Origin of the sequence: Salmonella sp. SA15303 (assembly GCF_029962125.1) — a bacterium.
In the GTDB taxonomy this organism is placed as follows: Bacteria; Pseudomonadota; Gammaproteobacteria; order Enterobacterales; family Enterobacteriaceae; genus Salmonella; species Salmonella enterica.
Genome location: NZ_CP123924.1, coordinates 2,191,294 through 2,209,048, shown reverse-complemented (window position 1 = coordinate 2,209,048; position 17,755 = coordinate 2,191,294). Strand labels below are relative to the sequence as shown.

The following is a 17,755-nucleotide window of genomic DNA, read 5'->3' as shown; positions in this document are numbered from 1 at the left end:
CTTAACGATCTTTCGGGTCGAGGGCATCACGCAGGCCATCGCCAATAAAGTTAAAACAGAATAACGTCACCACGAGAAAGCCAGCCGGAAACAGCAGCAGCCACGGTGAGACTTCCATTGAATTTGCGCCATCGCTCAATAACGCTCCCCAACTGCTTAACGGTTCCTGCGTCCCAAGCCCTAGGAAACTGAGGAAAGACTCAAACAGAATCATGCTGGGCACCAGCAACGATGCATACACTACCACTACGCCCAGGACGTTAGGCACAATATGGCGGATCACAATGCTGGCAGTCGACACACCACCCACCTGCGCGGCTTCGATGAATTCTTTACGTTTAAGACTTAGGGTTTGGCCACGCACGATACGCGCCATATCAAGCCAGGAGACCATGCCGATGGCGACGAAAATCAACAGAATGTTCTGCCCAAAAAACGTCACCAGCAAAATCACAAAGAACATAAACGGGAACGAGTTGAGGATCTCCAACAAACGCATCATCACAGAATCAATTTTGCCGCCCAGATAGCCGGACAGCGAGCCATACAGCGTTCCGACAATGACCGCCACCAGCGCGGCGGCAATCCCGACCATTAATGAGATACGCCCGCCGATGGCAACGCGCACCAACAGATCGCGCCCGGAAGAGTCAGTGCCGAAATAGTGACCGGACGCCATATCCGGCGCACTGGACATCATGCCCCAGTCGGTATCGAAATAGGTAAATTGCGACAGCATAGGCGCCACTGTCACGAACAGGGCTATCAGAAACAGGACAATAAGACTGGCCACCGCCGCACGGTTATGCATAAAGCGCCGACGGGCATCTTGCCAAAGGCTGCGACCTTCCACCTCCAGCTTTTCACTGAAATTTTCCAGCGTCTCGCTGTTTTTCTTACTTAACATCATCGCGAGCTCCAGTATCAATAGCGAATTTTCGGGTCGATAACGGCATAGAGCACATCGACAATGGCGTTAAATAATATGGTCAGCGCCCCGACTAGAATGGTCAAACTTAACACCAGCGAGTAATCGCGGTTGAGCGCGCCATTAACGAAAAGCTGCCCAATGCCCGGTAAGCCATAAATAGTTTCAATCACCATTGAGCCGGTAATAATGCCGACAAAGGCTGGCCCCATATAGGATAAAACCGGCAGCAGCGCAGGTTTTAACGCATGGCGGAAGATAATTCTGCGCATCGGTAATCCTTTTGCCCGCGCGGTACGAATAAAGTTCGAATGCAGAACTTCAATCATTGAGCCGCGCGTAATACGAGCGATGCTGGCAATATAGGCCAGTGAAAGCGCAACCATCGGCAGGATCATAAATTTTAACGCCCCGCCGTTCCAGCCGCCGCCAGGCAGCCATTGCAAGGTTATCGCAAAGACCATCACCAGTAGCGGCGCCACCACAAAACTGGGGATAACGACGCCGGTCATGGCAAATCCCATCACCGTATAATCCCATCGCGTATTTTGCTTTAGCGCGGCAATCACGCCAGCGCTGACACCAATAATGACCGCCAGCAAAAAAGCGGCGGCGCCAAGTTTCGCCGAAACGGGGAAGCTGGCGGCAACCAGATCGTTGACCGTGTAATCTTTATATTTAAACGATGGTCCAAAATCGCCATGCGCCAGCTGCTTCAGGTAGCTGAAGTACTGCGTCATGATGGGATCGTTCAGATGATATTTTGCTTCAATATTGGCCAGCACTTCCGGCGGCAATGCGCGCTCGCCGGTAAAAGGACTCCCCGGCGCGAGGCGCATCATAAAGAAAGAGATGGTAATAAGAATAAACAGCGTCGGAATCGCTTCCAGACAGCGGCGTAAAATAAATTTCAACATTGCCCGTACCTTCTGGCCTGTGCCTTTACTTCCCGGACGTGACAAAAGATCCGCCAGGGAAAGTTATAGTGCGATGAAAAAAGACACCATGGGACAACCGCAGTTGTCCCATGTCTTGCCATTAATGTTTGATAATATATAAGTTTTTCACATAAATATTATCCAGCGGGTCTTTACCGGTATACCCGCCCACCCAGGGTTTCACCAGGCGCGCGTTAACGTAGTAATACACCGGCACAATAGCCGAGTCTTTATCTAACTGCTGCTCCGCTTTAGCGTAGAGTTCGCTGCGCTGCGTATCGTCCGCCACTTTCAGCGTGTCGGCAATCAGCTTATCAAACGCCGGGCTCTTATAATGCGCGGTGTTATTTGAACTGTCGGACAACATGGTATTCAGGAACGAGGTCGGTTCATTATAATCTGCGCACCACCCGGCTCTGGCAACATCAAAGGTGCCCTGATGACGGGTATCCAGGAAGGTTTTCCATTCCTGATTCTCCAGATTCACATTGACGCCCAGATTTTTCTTCCAGATAGACGCCACGGCAATGGCCAGTTTTTTATGCAGATCGGAGGTGTTATACAGCAGGTCGAATGTTAAGGGCTTATCCGCCGTAAAGCCGGCTTCAGCCAACAATTTCTTCGCTTCTTCATTACGCTTTTGCTGGGACCATTTGAACCACTCAGGCTCTACCAGTTTTGCGCCATCGGTATACGGCGGCGTGTAGCTATAAGCGGGTAAATCGCCCTGATTTTTAACCTTATTAACAATAATGTCGCGATCTAACGCCAGTTTCAGCGCGGTACGCACGCGGACATCGTTAAACGGCGCTTTTTGATTATTAATTTCGTAATAATAGGTACACAAATAAGGGTCTACGCGGACTTCATTCGGGATCTCTTTCTTCAGTTTCTGGAATAATTCGATCGGCATATTGTTATAAGTCATATCGATCTCGCCGCTGCGGTAGCGGTTGACATCCGTCACCTCCGAAGAGATAGGCAAATAAGTTACCTGATTGATGACGGTTTTGGCGTTATCCCAGTATTGCGGGTTACGCTCCAGCACGATACGTTCGTTCACCACCCAGTTTTTTAACTTATAAGCGCCGTTAGTGACAATATTGGCCGGTTGCGTCCATTTATCGCCAAATTTTTCGACCGCTGATTTCGGTACAGGAGACACTGAAGGGTGGACCAACAATTTGTAGAAATAAGGCACCGGCTCACTTAAGGTCACTTCAAAGGTGTGATCATCAAGCGCTTTTACCCCCAGATCGGTGGCGGGTTTTTTACCGGCGATAATGTCATCGATATTAGCGATATGACCGTATTGCAGATAGCTGGCGTACGGCGATGCCGTATTAGGATCGGCCAGGCGTTGCCAGCTATAAACGAAATCATGGGCGGTGACGGGCGTACCATCTGACCATTTCGCATTTTCACGTAGATGGAATGTCCAGACTTTAAAATCTTTATTTTCCCATTTTTCCGCGACGCCCGGTGAAGGATGCCCCTCGACATCACTAATTAATAAGCCTTCGAAGAGGTCACGGCTGACGTTCGATTCCGGCACGCCTTCAATTTTATGCGGGTCGAGAGACTGCACTTCTGATCCGTTATTACGTACCAACGTTTGCTTGTCGGCTAACTGAACGCCGGCGGGCACGTCTGCCGCAGTCGCGGCGCTGGCGGCGATGAGCGCAGTGAGTATTCCCGCTGCAATCAAACTTTTTTTCGTGATGTTAGACATTGTGTTTGTACTCCACTCATTATAATTACTGGTTTTTACCAGCCTGTTTAATCCCGTCAGGGTTCCTGTGCAGCACTGGTGGTGTACTGCCAGGTCTGTCACTGCTTTTGCTATCACCGACTTTATTTATTCTGACGATTCGTTCGATCGCCTTTCGTCGATTCGGTATACGACGTACCTGCCCACGTCGCACGTTATTTCTGACAACCATCTAAATGAAAATACTTATCAACAATGTGAAATCTTCTACAAAAATGTTTGGCCGAAAAGTATCAAATGCGTTTCTGAACCGCCAATTCATTTTACAATTTTGTTAACCAATTCTCTTTTATGGAAAAATCCCTGCCCAAAAAAACAGTTAAACAATGTTAAAAATCTTTGATTTATTCTTTATAATCAATAAGTTGAAAGAAAAATATCTCTCTGTCGCATCGTAGGTTATGCCTGCGCCAGAAAACACACACAAATTTAACAAATGCTCATTATTTAGCACATTCATCTACGATGGAGCTGAAACAACTAATAACATTTCAATAATCCTTCATCAAGCCCCAGAGTATGGTGTGAATAAAATAACAGACCTACCGCCTCTCACGGTCTCAGTAATGTTGATAATAGTTTGATTAATAAAAATAAATAGCGTTAGATTATATTAGTATTTTTTATCATTTAAACGCTGAATGCTTATCAAAGTAAGAAGTGTTACGTGGGAATGTCACAAGGCGGCCCCTTAGGGCGCCGCCTGTAAATCAGCAGGTGGGAGTTTAGTTGAGCAAGCCGGGGAAAATGCCTTTTATTCCTGTGACAATAAATTCGATGCCGAGCGCCATTAACAACAACCCCATGATTCGGGTAATAACGTTGATACCAGTTTGCCCCAGCAAACGAACCAGCCACGGCGCCATACGGAACACGCCCCAGCAGCAAAGCGCAAAAAGCGCAATGGCAACTGAAAAGCCAAGCAAATGCGCGATGCTGTGATAACGCGTCCCCCAGACGATAGTGGAGCTGATCGCCCCTGGCCCCGCCATTAACGGCAGCGCTAACGGCACAACGCCAATGCTCTCGCGTATGGCCGTCTCTGACTTTTCTTGCTTGTTTTGTTTATCTTCCCCCAGCTTCCCGCTGATCATCGACATTGCAATGGTGACAACCAGGATACCGCCCGCAATTCTGAACGAATCAATAGAAATACCAAAGAGTTGCAGGATGCCATCGCCGAGGAATAAGGAACTCCACAAGATAATCGCAACCGACAGATTCGCGGTGAGGTTAGTTTTATTACGCGCCGTGGCCGTCTGGTAGCTGGTCATGCTGATGAAAACGGGGATAATCCCCACCGGGTTAACCAGCGCAAAGAGCCCGATAAAGAACTTAAAGTAAACAGGAAAATCAAAAAGCGGTTGAATCACGGTTAGCTCCGAAGCGTTAGCCGGATGAAGTCAATGTTCGTTAATGATCAAAACGCGCAGAAGATACGCCTTTTATTCGCATAGTTCACCTCTTATCTACGCCTAATTTCATCCATTCATCGCTGTTATTTATATGTACTCGTTATGCTAATCCACTCACTCTTCATGATAACGATTTCTTAACAATTTACATAAAAGGCTAAAATGGCCTGCTGAAAGGTGTCAGCTTTGCGTAATCTTGATTTAGATCACACAATCGCTACTCAGAAGTGAGTAATCTTGCTTACGCCACCTGGACGTAACGCGTTAGAGTTAAATGATACTAACGCAGAAGCTCTTTTAGTAAATCAGAGCGAAACGGACGTTAAGTAACCACCTGAATTTCAGGCATTTATACAAAGTATCGTCGATCTGTCTATACTCACGTATCGCGCAGATGATTTACTAAAAAAGTTTAACATTATCAGGAGAGCATTATGGCTGTTACTAATGTCGCTGAACTTAACGCACTCGTAGAGCGTGTAAAAAAAGCCCAGCGTGAATATGCCAGTTTCACTCAAGAACAGGTCGACAAAATCTTCCGCGCCGCCGCTCTGGCTGCCGCTGATGCCCGCATTCCGCTGGCCAAAATGGCCGTCGCCGAATCCGGTATGGGTATCGTGGAAGACAAAGTGATTAAAAACCACTTCGCTTCTGAATATATTTACAACGCCTATAAAGATGAAAAAACCTGCGGCGTGCTGTCTGAAGACGACACCTTCGGGACCATCACCATTGCTGAACCTATCGGCATTATTTGCGGTATCGTTCCAACCACTAACCCAACCTCTACCGCGATCTTCAAATCGCTGATTAGCCTGAAGACCCGTAACGCCATCATCTTTTCTCCGCATCCGCGCGCTAAAGAAGCAACCAACAAAGCGGCAGACATCGTTCTGCAAGCGGCTATCGCTGCCGGCGCGCCGAAAGATCTGATTGGCTGGATCGATCAACCTTCCGTAGAACTGTCTAACGCGTTGATGCACCACCCGGATATTAACCTGATCCTCGCCACTGGCGGTCCAGGCATGGTTAAAGCTGCATACAGCTCCGGTAAACCGGCTATCGGCGTAGGCGCAGGCAACACTCCGGTTGTCATTGATGAAACCGCTGATATCAAACGCGCTGTGGCGTCTGTTCTGATGTCTAAAACCTTCGATAACGGCGTAATCTGTGCTTCTGAACAGTCTGTTGTCGTTGTTGATTCCGTCTATGATGCCGTTCGCGAACGTTTCGCCAGCCATGGCGGCTACATGCTGCAGGGCCAGGACCTGAAAGCGGTTCAAAACGTTATCCTGAAAAATGGCGCTCTGAACGCCGCTATCGTCGGCCAGCCAGCCTACAAAATCGCTGAACTGGCAGGCTTCTCCGTACCAGAAACCACCAAGATTCTGATCGGTGAAGTTACGGTCGTTGACGAAAGCGAACCGTTCGCACACGAAAAACTGTCTCCGACTCTGGCGATGTATCGTGCGAAAGATTTCGAAGAAGCGGTAGAAAAAGCAGAAAAACTGGTCGCTATGGGCGGTATCGGTCACACCTCCTGCCTGTACACTGACCAGGATAACCAGCCAGAACGCGTTGCTTACTTCGGTCAGATGATGAAAACCGCGCGTATCCTGATCAACACCCCGGCCTCTCAGGGTGGTATCGGTGACCTGTACAACTTCAAACTCGCACCTTCCCTGACGTTGGGTTGTGGTTCCTGGGGTGGTAACTCCATCTCTGAAAACGTTGGTCCGAAACACCTGATCAACAAGAAAACCGTTGCTAAGCGAGCTGAAAACATGTTGTGGCACAAACTTCCGAAATCTATCTACTTCCGCCGTGGCTCTCTGCCCATCGCGCTGGATGAAGTGATTACTGATGGCCACAAACGTGCGCTCATCGTGACTGACCGCTTCCTGTTCAACAACGGCTATGCAGACCAGATCACCTCTGTGCTGAAAGCGGCTGGCGTTGAAACCGAAGTCTTCTTCGAAGTTGAAGCAGACCCGACGCTTTCCGTTGTTCGCAAAGGCGCTGAGCTGGCTAACTCCTTCAAACCGGACGTGATCATCGCGCTGGGCGGCGGTTCCCCGATGGACGCCGCGAAAATCATGTGGGTCATGTACGAACATCCGGAAACTCACTTCGAAGAACTGGCGCTGCGCTTTATGGACATCCGTAAACGTATCTACAAGTTCCCGAAAATGGGCGTGAAAGCGAAAATGATCGCCGTCACCACCACTTCCGGTACCGGTTCTGAAGTCACACCGTTTGCGGTTGTGACCGACGATGCAACCGGTCAGAAATATCCGCTGGCTGACTACGCCCTGACCCCGGATATGGCGATTGTCGACGCCAACCTGGTGATGGATATGCCGAAGTCCCTGTGTGCGTTCGGTGGTCTGGATGCGGTAACTCACGCTCTGGAAGCTTATGTTTCCGTACTGGCTTCTGAGTTCTCTGACGGTCAGGCTCTGCAGGCTCTGAAACTGCTGAAAGAAAACCTGCCGGCGTCTTACCACGAAGGTTCCAAGAACCCGGTTGCGCGTGAACGTGTTCACAGCGCCGCGACTATCGCCGGTATCGCGTTTGCCAACGCCTTCCTCGGTGTATGTCACTCCATGGCGCACAAACTGGGCTCTCAGTTCCACATTCCGCACGGTCTGGCGAACGCCCTGCTGATTTGTAACGTTATCCGCTACAACGCGAATGACAACCCGACCAAGCAGACCGCTTTCAGCCAGTACGATCGTCCGCAGGCACGCCGTCGTTACGCTGAAATTGCTGACCACCTGGGCCTGAGCGCGCCGGGCGACCGTACCGCTGCTAAGATTGAAAAACTGCTGGCATGGCTGGAAAGCATTAAAGCTGAGCTGGGTATTCCTAAGTCTATCCGTGAAGCAGGCGTACAGGAAGCTGACTTCCTGGCACACGTTGACAAACTGTCTGAAGATGCCTTCGATGACCAGTGCACCGGCGCTAACCCGCGTTATCCACTGATCTCCGAACTGAAACAGATTCTGCTGGATACCTACTACGGTCGTGATTTCACCGAAGGTGAAGTTGCAGCGAAGAAAGACGTCGTTGCCGCACCGAAAGCAGAGAAAAAAGCGAAAAAATCCGCTTAATTCGTTATCTGTTTTAGCATGACAATAACGGCCTCAATTGAGGCCGTTTTTTTGTTTTACCTGTTTATCTGATGCCTGAAGGCGCTATGCTGATCATCTGGCCTACGTGCTCACGGCACGCCCTTCGTCAGGAGGCCTGAATAATGACCTCCAAAGCGCTACAGGGCGTTTTATAAGCCGCTCTTTACCTCAGGTATCATATGTGCCGATGACGCTCCTGAATCGCCGTCAGTGAGCCCTCCTCCAGCGCGTCCTTATAATGCTTACGGCAAACTGAAACGTAGCGTTCATTCCCGCCAATAACCACCTGTTCGCCTTCGTTATAAGGCCTGCCGTCCTGATCAAGGCGCAGAACCATACTGGCTTTACGACCGCAGAAACAGATAGTTTTTAATTCCACCAGCTTATCTGACCATGCCAGCAAGTATTGGCTGCCGACAAAGAGCTCCCCACGAAAGTCTGTTCGTAGCCCATAGCAAAGTACTGGAATATCTAATTTGTCGACAACCTCGGATAATTGATAAACCTGCTGGCGAGTCAAAAACTGGCTTTCGTCGACTAACACGCAATGTATTGTCTGCCGCGCGCTCTCGGCACGAATCTCTTCAAACAAGGATGTATTTTGGTTAAACAATTTTGCCGGCGACGACAAACCGATACGAGAGCTGACTTTGCCTGCGCCGAAACGATCGTCGATTTCCGCCGTATATACGACGGTACGCATCCCGCGTTCCTGATAATTGTATGAAGATTGCAGCAGTGCAGTCGACTTACCCGCATTCATTGCCGAATAGTAGAAATATAGCTGTGCCATTGGTCGCAGGACCTCACCTGAGTGAAATAAAGATTGGCGGGATTGTACCATAATTTACCGACGCGACGGCGCGGCTCGCGCTCCGGTGAGTATTAAGAATTGTACAAACATCGCTCACTATACCCAAAATAATTCGCGTTGCTTAAAGGCGGCAAGGGAGTGAGTCCCCAGGAGCATAGATAACTATGTGACTGGGGTGAGCGAGCGTAGCCAACACATAAGCAACTTGAAGTATGAAGGGTATATACACATTCCTTCACAAATTATGCCGTTAAAATTCATCAACAATGCTTATCATCACCCGCCAATATGAAAACCTTGTACTTATTGTTACCGTTACTCATACCCGGTGCAAAGTAATAGGGTTTTCTTGTAAGGAAAGCTAATACAAGAGATTGATATCTCTGCAATGAGATCGTATTTCATCATGATAAAATGTGACCTGACTCCTAAATTTTTAGCGACAGACGGTGAGTATCCCCCCTGCCAATAAGCTCTTTTTTGTGCGGTGCCTCAAGGAAAATTTAAGTTGAGATAATTAAAACGTGTGCTTAATAAAGCGTAATTTTGAATTCCTTACATTCCTGGCTATTGCACAACTGAATTTATCGCTCTATTATTAGCTCAACAAACCACCCCAATATAAGTTTGAGATTACTACAATGAGCGAAGCACTTAAAATTCTGAACAACATCCGTACTCTTCGTGCGCAGGCAAGAGAATGTACTCTGGAAACGCTTGAAGAAATGCTGGAAAAATTAGAAGTTGTCGTTAATGAGCGTCGTGAAGAAGAAAGCGCTGCTGCTGCTGAAGTGGAAGAACGCACTCGTAAACTGCAACAGTATCGTGAAATGTTAATTGCCGACGGCATTGACCCGAATGAACTGCTGAATAGCATGGCTGCCGCTAAATCCGGTACCAAAGCTAAACGCGCAGCTCGTCCGGCTAAATATAGCTATGTTGACGAAAACGGTGAAACTAAAACCTGGACTGGCCAGGGTCGTACACCGGCTGTAATCAAAAAAGCAATGGAAGAACAAGGTAAGCAACTGGAAGATTTCCTGATCAAGGAATAATTTACTTCCTGGATGCTTAAAATCCCGCCGCTGGCGGGATTTTTTTTGCCTGAGTTCTCCGCTGACGACCCCAGGCATAAAAAAAGCGCCGGATTTACCAGCGCTTCTGTTAAAAAATTTATAACGTATCGTTACTTCTTAATACCCATTTCTTCTTCAAGCCAGGCTTTAAATTCAGCACCCAGCGAATTATGACGGATGCCATATTCAACGAATGCCTGCATATATCCTAACTTATTACCACAGTCATGGCTTTTACCCTTCATGTGGTAGGCTTCAACCGTTTCTTTTTCGATCAGCATATCGATAGCATCGGTCAACTGAATTTCATCCCCGGCGCCCGGAGGGGTTTTCGCCAGCAACGCCCAGATATCCGCGCTCAACACATAACGCCCGACAATCGCAAGGTTAGACGGCGCGACATCCGCTTTTGGTTTTTCAACCACGCCAACCATCGGCACACTTTCGCCCGGCGCCAGCTCAACGCCTTTACAATCGACCACGCCGTATGCAGTCACATCTTCTACCGGCTCAACCATAATCTGGCTATTGCCGGTTTCGTCAAAACGGCGGATCATTTCAGCCAGGTTATCCTGAGACAGGTCGGACTCATATTCGTCAAGAATAACGTCTGGCAGAATAACAGCGACAGGTTCGTTTCCGACAACGGGATGCGCGCACAATACGGCATGGCCCAGGCCTTTTGCCAGCCCTTGACGTACCTGCATAATAGTGACATGCGGAGGGCAAATAGACTGAACCTCCTCCAGAAGCTGACGCTTAACGCGTTTTTCCAGCATCGCTTCCAGCTCAAAACTGGTATCAAAGTGGTTTTCAATAGAGTTTTTAGACGAGTGCGTAACAAGCACGATTTCAGTAATGCCAGCAGCGATACATTCGTTCACGACGTACTGAATTAATGGCTTATCAACCAGCGGCAGCATCTCTTTCGGGATAGCTTTGGTCGCTGGCAGCATCCTGGTTCCCAATCCCGCGACCGGGATAACGGCTTTTTTGACTTTCGAATTAAGGGCAGCCATTTAAAATTCTCCTGGACTGTTCATGTATTGAACGTGTTCATTAATCTGTATCGTGTTCCAGTATATCAGTACCAGAACAAGCCTCAGGTCCAAAAAGGACTTATATTGGTATAATTAAGACAAATACTTATAAATCTGCCGCAGATAGTAACACTCGTCGGGAAAGGCCGGTAAAGCAATTTCCGCTCACTCTTCCGTTTGGTCATTCCGCAGACAACATCAATCGCAGACGCCCTCCTGCGCCCCATATTTGACACTGCCACGAGTCGCAACGCTGGCTTAATTGGTTAAGGTAGGCGTTACCCAATGTTCCTAGCGGCACGCCGCTGCTAATTTGAACCTGATGAGCGCCCGTATTTAAGGTGGCGTTCAATCCGGCGGAGACGAGAATCAAATTTTTGAGCTCACTGTGATAGTAGCCGACAAATAGCGGGAATTGCCCAGGTAAATTGGCTTGTCTGAGCAGATGATTTACCTGTTTTAATAGCGCGCCTAACTCCGGTAAACGGTGCTTTTGTTGGCCTAGCTGATCCTGCAATAAGCCGTTAAATAGCGCCCGCAGCAACAATGCGGCTAACACGCCGTTATCGCCCGCCCGGGTGACATCCAGGCAATAAAATGCCAGTTCGTTATCAGATAGCGGCGCAATATCCAGCACCAGTCCAGGCTGATCGGCGGAGACGAGCTGCCGGTAATTAATGCGGCAATGAGAAATCACCTGCTGTACCGGGGGCTGCAATTCCTGCAACAATTGCGCTGCGGCGGTCGGATTACTCACCATTGCATCCCAGTCACGAAACAGGCGTTCTTCTTCTTCAACCCGCGAGTTAAACATATTAGGGTATAAGCAAGCGAATACGGTTTCCCGCAAGCGGTTGAGATCTTTTACCGGCTTCAGCAAGACATCTTCAACCCCAAGGCGCAACGCTTTGGCGATATCCGCCATATTTTCTGTTGCGGAAATAACCAGAATAGGCGTCTGGTCTCCGCGATTACGTAAGTTTTCTACCAGTTTGAGACCGTTCATTCTCGGCATAGCGATATCACATATCATGAGATCAGGGGTAAAACGCCCCATCAACTCCAGGGCATCCACCCCGTCGCCTGCCAATGCCGTTGTCGCTCCCAAAGAGGAAAACCACGAATCCAGAAGCGAGCGAAATACAGGCTCGTCTTCAACAATAAGAATCTGTTTTCCGACCAATGGCTGCGTCATGTTCTCTCCCCTGACTGGCTTTAATCAATAGTGGCATGGTATTGCCGCTTGCGCCTGTCAGAATTTGCTTAAGTGATCGTAAAAGGTACATTAAACGTCGGTACGCACCAAGGGTATAAGTTCGTCCATCTTTTTCTCTACGGCTAACTGACCCGCCGCAATAGCGGCATGGGCGCGATGAAAATCCAGCGTAGAGATTTGCGGACAGAATGGTTGAATGAGAATATCAGGCGGATCGCCAGCCATACGGTTACGTTTAAGACGATTTTCCAACACCTGGATGGAGGTTGTCATGATTTCCATTGCCCCAGGCGAACTCACGCCACGGCGTGAAGTCAGGCTACTGAAACGTTCTTTTAAACGCTTATGCCAGGGCAGCGCATCATCGCTCTCTTCATTGATATTCCCGACATTTACAGAGAGCAAATCTTGCTGCATGAGGTGGGCATCATGTTGCAGGTCTACCGCAATAACGATATCAGCCCCCAGCGCCCTGGTTAACGAAACAGGTACCGGATTAACGACTGCGCCATCTACCAGCCAGTAACCGTTATGTTCAACCGGAGACATCAGCCCTGGCATACTGCACGACGCGCGTACAGCAAGGTGTAGATCGCCTTCAGTAAACCATAGCTCTCGTCCCGTGCTAAGATTCGTCGCGACCGCGCCAAAACGTCTTGAACAGTGGTCAAAATCCGTGACGGGCATAATATCCCGATAGTGATTAAATACGCGTTCGCCGCGAAGCAACCCTCCTCTGCCCCAGGATACATCCATCAGGCGTAAAACATCCCAGTAGCGGAATGAACATACCCACTGTTCAAGCGCCGATAATTTATTACAGGCATACGCGGCGCCGACCAGTGAACCTATTGAGCATCCTGCAACGATATCAATATCAATGCCTGCTTGCTTGAGGGCTTTGATGACCCCAATATGAGACCATCCTCTCGCTGCGCCAGATCCCAGCGCCAGCCCTATTTTCATTTTTCTCATCGTACTTAACGACTTCCCCTGGCTTCAAGACGTAGCAACATCGCCACTGCTCAGTTAACATAATGCCACCCTGGCGTTCAACGCCGTTTTTTATATTCAGGGAGATTATTGTGTCTCAGCCTTGTCCCTGTGGTAGCGCTGACGAGTATAGCCTATGTTGTGGTCGTATTGTGTCCGGAGAACGAGTAGCACCCGATCCGTCACATCTCATGCGCTCTCGTTACTGCGCTTTTGTGATGAAAGACGCAGATTACTTAATTAAGAGCTGGCATCCAACCTGCAATGCGGCCGCGTTTCGTGATGATATCATCGCCGGATTTGCCAATACCAGGTGGCTCGGCCTGACTATTTTTGAACATACCTGGTCAGAAGCAGAAAATACAGGGTATGTTAGTTTTATCGCGCGTTTTTCCGAACAAGGGAAAAACGGGGCGATTATCGAACGTTCTCGTTTTATCAAAGAAAACGGTCAGTGGTATTATATTGACGGTACCCGCCCGCAGTTGGGTCGAAATGATCCCTGCCCGTGCGGTTCAGGCAAAAAATTTAAAAAGTGCTGCGGCCAGTGACGCCTGACAGTATCGATACAGCAAACACTCTCAACAGGATTTTTCCGGCAATGCAATCACTACAACGTAAAGTTCTGCGTACTATTTGTCCCGATCAAAAAGGCCTTATCGCGCGGATTACCAACATTTGCTATAAGCATGAGCTTAATATTGTGCAAAACAATGAATTTGTTGACCATCGCACCGGACGCTTTTTTATGCGGACCGAGCTGGAAGGCATCTTCAATGATTCCACTCTTCTGGCCGATCTGGACAGCGCCTTACCGGAAGGCTCTGTTCGTGAACTCAATCCCGCCGGACGCCGTCGGGTAGTGATTCTGGTTACCAAAGAGGCGCATTGTCTGGGCGACCTGCTGATGAAAGCCAACTATGGCGGGCTGGATGTTGAAATCGCCGCGGTCATTGGCAACCATGAAACGTTACGCTCGCTGGTTGAACGTTTTGAGATCCCTTTCGAACTGGTCAGCCATGAGGGATTAACGCGTGAAGAGCATGACACGAAGATGGCGGACGCCATTGATGCCCATCAACCGGACTATGTGGTGCTGGCCAAGTATATGCGTGTTTTGACGCCAGGTTTTGTGGCGCGCTTCCCGAACAAAATTATCAATATCCACCACTCATTCCTGCCGGCGTTTATCGGCGCGCGTCCTTATCATCAGGCCTATGAGCGCGGCGTGAAAATCATCGGCGCTACCGCGCACTATGTGAATGATAATCTGGATGAAGGCCCAATCATTATGCAGGACGTGATTCATGTCGATCACACTTACACCGCAGAAGATATGATGCGTGCCGGGCGCGACGTTGAGAAAAACGTATTAAGCCGCGCGCTGTATCAGGTTCTGGCACAGCGAGTCTTTGTTTACGGCAATCGGACGATTATTCTTTAATCGTCAGTAATATGAATTGATTAGCTTTAATCCGTTACGGATGAAAAGTACGCAAACAGTTCATTTCAGGCAAAGGAATGCTTTACAGCGGCGTGTCATTTGATATGATGCGCCCCGCTTCCCAAAAGGAAGCGGGCCAGTATTAAGCATTACCCCGTGGTGGGGTTCCCGAGCGGCCAAAGGGAGCAGACTGTAAATCTGCCGTCATCGACTTCGAAGGTTCGAATCCTTCCCCCACCACCATTATTCACTACAGCGATGTAGTTAACTCGATGAGCAATGCAGAAGTTTGCACTTGTCGGGGAAGGGTGAGAACCTTCGATTAAGGTTCGACTCGAGCGAAAGAACGTTGCCAACGGTAACGGCCCGTAGGGTGAGGAGTGAAGCGACGAATAATCCTTCCTCCACCACCATCTTCAAGCTTTACCTACAATTTGAATTACCCCTGGTGGGGTTCCCGAGCGGCCAAAGGGAGCAGACTGTAAATCTGCCGTCATCGACTTCGAAGGTTCGAATCCTTCCCCCACCACCATCGCTTCCGTCGCGTATCTTATCCCCGTTAAGCATAGTGTCTCATATCTCTCTGTACGGGAAGGATGAGAAGCTTCTACCAGGGTTCGATTCGAGCGCAGCGAGAAAGCGTTGCCGCAGGCAACGACCCGAAGGGCGAAGCGCGCAGCGCTGAGTCATCCTTCCCCCACCACCATCACTCCCGTCGCGTATCTTATCCCCGTTAAGCACACTGTCTCATATCTCTCCGTACGGGAAGGATGAGAAGCTTCGACTAAGGTTCGATTCGAGCGCAGCGAGAACGCGTTGCCGCAGGCAACGACCCGAAGGGCGAAGCGCGCAGCGCTGAGTCATCCTTCCCCCACCACCATCACTCCCGTCGCGTATCTTATCCCCGCTAAGCACAGTGCCTTATATCTCTCTGTACGGGAAGGATGAGAAGCTTCGACTAAGGTTCGATTCGAGCGTCAGCGAGAAAGCGTTGCCGCAGGCAACGACCCGAAGGGCGAAGCGCGCAGCGCTGAGTCATCCTTCCCCCACCACCATCACTCCCGTCGCGTATCTTATCCCCGTTAAGCACAGTGTCTCATATCTCTCTGTACGGGAAGGATGAGAAGCTTCGACCAAGGTTCGATTCGAGCGCAGCGAGAAAGCGTTGCCGCAGGCAACGACCCGAAGGGCGAAGCGCGCAGCGCTGAGTCATCCTTCCCCCACCACCATAATCTCCCGGCAGCGCCTCAATCAATCTTCATCGCCCCCACAGGCAGACTTCACTCCATGGCGCCATGGCTTATTGGTTATCTTATCAATACTTCTTCCTGGCAATCTTTTTCGCCTCCTTTGACTGATCAATTTTTCGCCAGATGAGATTAAAGGCGGCATATGTCTCGCTAAGTTGATCTGGGGTGAGCGTTCCCTTGAGTCGGTTTCTTTCGGCAATGAGCGCTGAACAATCATCCTTAGATTTTTCCGTATACATACTTGCCATGTAATACCAAATATAGGCCTGCTTATTATCTTTAGGCACACCCTGGCGCCCATGAGCATAAATTTCCCCAAGCGCTGATTGTGCCGGAGTAAACCCCTGCTCTGCCGCTTTGAGGTACCACTTCAGCGCATTCCGGCTATTTTCAGGCACGCCTCTTCCCGTGCTATATGCTACGCCAAGCTGATATTGCGCTTTCGCAAAATCCTGTTTTGCTGCTTTTCGATACCATGCGATAGCCTGTCTGTCGCTTTGCGCGACGCCGCGACCAAATGCAGACATGATGCCCAGATGCGTTTGCGCAGCAGGCAGCCCCTGGCGAGCGGCTTTGCGATACCACGCCAGCGCCTGTTGGTAGTCCTGAGAAACGCCCTCACCCTGCATAAACATCACGCCGATCGCATCCTGCGCCTCGGCCAATCCTTGCGCTGCGGCTCTGCGATACCACTCCAGCGCCAGGTTGTGATCTTTCAATAAGTGATAACCGTTGTAATACCATACGCCAAAATTGTACTGTACCTTTGCCATCACGCGTTGCGCTGTTTTTCGATACCACGTCTGAGAGTGAACCCGGTCAGCGGGATGCGCTTTATCATAGAGCGCATTCAGCGGAATGTGGCCTGGCGTATAGCTGCCTGGTATACCTTCATTAAGCCAGTAAACTGCCTGACGATAATCCTGAGGCACGCCTTCACCATAAAAATAGGCAACGCCGAGATAAAGTTGCGCGGGGTAGTACATATTTTCCGCCGCTTTACGCATCAAGATCGCCGTTTGCTGATAATCCTGAGGAACGCCCTGACCGTGGGCGTACATTACTCCAAGCTTAAATTGTGCTGACGAAGCTGAACCCTGTCCGCGGACAACGCCCGCATCATTGGTTGGAGAGGCGGCTTTTCGATACCACTCCAGCGCTAGCTGGGTATTTTGGGGAAACCCATCGCCATACATATAGGCGTCACCGAGGATTTCTTGCGTACTACTATCCCCTAGCTCTGCCGCCTTGCGATACCACTCCAGCGCTTTTTGTCGACTAAGTGGAAAATTTTCACCATAGTTGTAATGATAGCCAAGGATGAAATAGGAAAAATCAGAACCTTGTTTACCCGCTTTCTCCAGCCATTTTATGGCTAGTTTATAATCAGGCTTAACGTATCGCCCCTCCGCATACCAGCTTCCAAGCGAGAACTGCGCGCTTTCATCTCCTTGTTCCGCTTTTTGCTCTAATTCCTGAACGTACTGGCATTCTTCTGAGTCGGCGGGATAGCGCTCCTCGCAGACAGCAGCGTGAGCCATTTTTGAAATAAATATATTTAATATTATTATTTTGAAAATTGATGAAAAACGCATACAACTATCCTTATTGTCGTTTATGGCGTGATTATATGCTGCATCATCATTTTTCTGCTTACAAAAAACTCGCACAGATGCTGAATAAACCCAAAAACAAAGAGTACGGATTCAGATGCCAGACATGGCAGACCCGCTGTA

Annotated in this window: 13 protein-coding genes, 2 tRNA genes and 5 other RNA genes; 11 read left to right on the top strand and 9 right to left on the bottom strand. The window is 49.3% G+C overall.

The features are described from left to right. Position 1: 1 nt before the first annotated feature. The 4 genes from oppC to QEN31_RS10780 form a co-directional block, all read right to left on the bottom strand. Positions 2–910: an oligopeptide ABC transporter permease OppC gene (oppC, locus tag QEN31_RS10795; RefSeq protein ID WP_000979653.1), complete on the bottom strand. Its 909-nt coding sequence runs from the start codon at positions 908–910 to the stop codon at positions 2–4. Between the two features lie 14 nt (positions 911–924). Further along, positions 925–1,845 carry an oligopeptide ABC transporter permease OppB gene (gene oppB / locus QEN31_RS10790; RefSeq protein WP_000911097.1) on the bottom strand — a complete coding sequence of 307 codons (921 nt, stop codon included), beginning with the start codon at positions 1,843–1,845 and terminating at the stop codon, positions 925–927. A gap of 121 nt (positions 1,846–1,966) precedes the next feature. Continuing rightward, on the bottom strand, positions 1,967–3,598 hold the full coding sequence (gene oppA / locus QEN31_RS10785) for an oligopeptide ABC transporter substrate-binding protein OppA (RefSeq protein ID WP_001521098.1): 1,632 nt from the start codon (positions 3,596–3,598) through the stop codon (positions 1,967–1,969). 764 nt (positions 3,599–4,362) lie between these two features. Beyond that, positions 4,363–5,010: a YchE family NAAT transporter gene (locus QEN31_RS10780; protein ID WP_000615840.1), complete on the bottom strand. Its 648-nt coding sequence runs from the start codon at positions 5,008–5,010 to the stop codon at positions 4,363–4,365. Positions 5,011–5,486: 476 nt separating this feature from the next. Here QEN31_RS10780 and adhE point away from each other — a divergent pair, with 476 nt between their 5' ends. After that, complete coding sequence (gene adhE, locus QEN31_RS10775; RefSeq protein ID WP_099949662.1) at positions 5,487–8,165, top strand: bifunctional acetaldehyde-CoA/alcohol dehydrogenase; 2,679 nt, start codon at positions 5,487–5,489, stop codon at positions 8,163–8,165. Positions 8,166–8,361: 196 nt separating this feature from the next. Here the strand turns inward: adhE and tdk are convergent, their stop codons facing one another. Continuing rightward, positions 8,362–8,979 carry a thymidine kinase gene (gene tdk, locus QEN31_RS10770; protein WP_000068097.1) on the bottom strand — a complete coding sequence of 206 codons (618 nt, stop codon included), beginning with the start codon at positions 8,977–8,979 and terminating at the stop codon, positions 8,362–8,364. 662 nt (positions 8,980–9,641) lie between these two features. Here tdk and hns point away from each other — a divergent pair. Next, positions 9,642–10,055, top strand: coding sequence for a histone-like nucleoid-structuring protein H-NS (gene hns / locus QEN31_RS10765; protein ID WP_001287383.1), 414 nt, complete (start codon positions 9,642–9,644; stop codon positions 10,053–10,055). Positions 10,056–10,186: 131 nt separating this feature from the next. Here the strand turns inward: hns and galU are convergent, their stop codons facing one another. The 3 genes from galU to rssA all read right to left on the bottom strand — a co-directional run bounded on the left by galU (position 10,187) and on the right by rssA (position 13,307). Beyond that, the gene (gene galU, locus QEN31_RS10760) at positions 10,187–11,095 is read right to left on the bottom strand and encodes a UTP--glucose-1-phosphate uridylyltransferase GalU (protein ID WP_000729450.1); all 909 of its coding nucleotides are present in this window, start codon (positions 11,093–11,095) and stop codon (positions 10,187–10,189) included. A 202-nt stretch (positions 11,096–11,297) separates the two neighbouring features. After that, positions 11,298–12,311, bottom strand: a complete 1,014-nt coding sequence (rssB, locus tag QEN31_RS10755) for a two-component system response regulator RssB (RefSeq protein ID WP_000193432.1) — start codon at positions 12,309–12,311, stop codon at positions 11,298–11,300. Positions 12,312–12,401: 90 nt separating this feature from the next. Further along, positions 12,402–13,307 carry a patatin-like phospholipase RssA gene (rssA, locus tag QEN31_RS10750; RefSeq protein ID WP_001230572.1) on the bottom strand — a complete coding sequence of 302 codons (906 nt, stop codon included), beginning with the start codon at positions 13,305–13,307 and terminating at the stop codon, positions 12,402–12,404. A gap of 110 nt (positions 13,308–13,417) precedes the next feature. Here rssA and QEN31_RS10745 point away from each other — a divergent pair, with 110 nt between their 5' ends. The 9 genes from QEN31_RS10745 to QEN31_RS10705 all read left to right on the top strand — a co-directional run bounded on the left by QEN31_RS10745 (position 13,418) and on the right by QEN31_RS10705 (position 15,998). Next, positions 13,418–13,876, top strand: coding sequence for a YchJ family protein (locus QEN31_RS10745; protein WP_001682412.1), 459 nt, complete (start codon positions 13,418–13,420; stop codon positions 13,874–13,876). A 50-nt stretch (positions 13,877–13,926) separates the two neighbouring features. Then, entirely contained in the window at positions 13,927–14,769 is an 843-nt protein-coding gene (gene purU, locus QEN31_RS10740; protein WP_001191156.1) for a formyltetrahydrofolate deformylase, read from the top strand. 158 nt (positions 14,770–14,927) lie between these two features. Further along, positions 14,928–15,012: transfer RNA gene (locus QEN31_RS10735), tRNA-Tyr, on the top strand. 44 nt (positions 15,013–15,056) lie between these two features. Continuing rightward, positions 15,057–15,182, top strand: a non-coding RNA gene (locus QEN31_RS10730) — RtT sRNA. A 34-nt stretch (positions 15,183–15,216) separates the two neighbouring features. After that, positions 15,217–15,301: transfer RNA gene (locus tag QEN31_RS10725), tRNA-Tyr, on the top strand. Between the two features lie 43 nt (positions 15,302–15,344). Beyond that, positions 15,345–15,475, top strand: a non-coding RNA gene (locus tag QEN31_RS10720) — RtT sRNA. 43 nt (positions 15,476–15,518) lie between these two features. Further along, positions 15,519–15,649: non-coding RNA, RtT sRNA (locus tag QEN31_RS10715), on the top strand. Between the two features lie 43 nt (positions 15,650–15,692). Next, positions 15,693–15,824, top strand: a non-coding RNA gene (locus QEN31_RS10710) — RtT sRNA. 43 nt (positions 15,825–15,867) lie between these two features. Further along, a non-coding RNA gene (locus QEN31_RS10705) (RtT sRNA) lies at positions 15,868–15,998 on the top strand. An 86-nt stretch (positions 15,999–16,084) separates the two neighbouring features. Here QEN31_RS10705 and QEN31_RS10700 read toward each other — a convergent pair. Beyond that, positions 16,085–17,614 (bottom strand): tetratricopeptide repeat protein, encoded by a 1,530-nt coding sequence (locus tag QEN31_RS10700; RefSeq protein WP_001212712.1) that lies wholly within the window; start codon positions 17,612–17,614, stop codon positions 16,085–16,087. Positions 17,615–17,755: the final 141 nt, after the last annotated feature.

Coding starts and splice junctions, on each gene's coding strand:
- oppC (WP_000979653.1), bottom strand. CDS start 910: ATGATGTTAAGTAAGAAAAACAGCGAGACGCTGGAAAATTTCAGTGAA.
- oppB (WP_000911097.1), bottom strand. CDS start 1,845: ATGTTGAAATTTATTTTACGCCGCTGTCTGGAAGCGATTCCGACGCTG.
- oppA (WP_001521098.1), bottom strand. CDS start 3,598: ATGTCTAACATCACGAAAAAAAGTTTGATTGCAGCGGGAATACTCACT.
- adhE (WP_099949662.1), top strand. CDS start 5,487: ATGGCTGTTACTAATGTCGCTGAACTTAACGCACTCGTAGAGCGTGTA.
- tdk (WP_000068097.1), bottom strand. CDS start 8,979: ATGGCACAGCTATATTTCTACTATTCGGCAATGAATGCGGGTAAGTCG.
- hns (WP_001287383.1), top strand. CDS start 9,642: ATGAGCGAAGCACTTAAAATTCTGAACAACATCCGTACTCTTCGTGCG.
- galU (WP_000729450.1), bottom strand. CDS start 11,095: ATGGCTGCCCTTAATTCGAAAGTCAAAAAAGCCGTTATCCCGGTCGCG.
- rssB (WP_000193432.1), bottom strand. CDS start 12,311: ATGACGCAGCCATTGGTCGGAAAACAGATTCTTATTGTTGAAGACGAG.
- rssA (WP_001230572.1), bottom strand. CDS start 13,307: ATGAGAAAAATGAAAATAGGGCTGGCGCTGGGATCTGGCGCAGCGAGA.
- purU (WP_001191156.1), top strand. CDS start 13,927: ATGCAATCACTACAACGTAAAGTTCTGCGTACTATTTGTCCCGATCAA.
- QEN31_RS10700 (WP_001212712.1), bottom strand. CDS start 17,614: ATGCGTTTTTCATCAATTTTCAAAATAATAATATTAAATATATTTATT.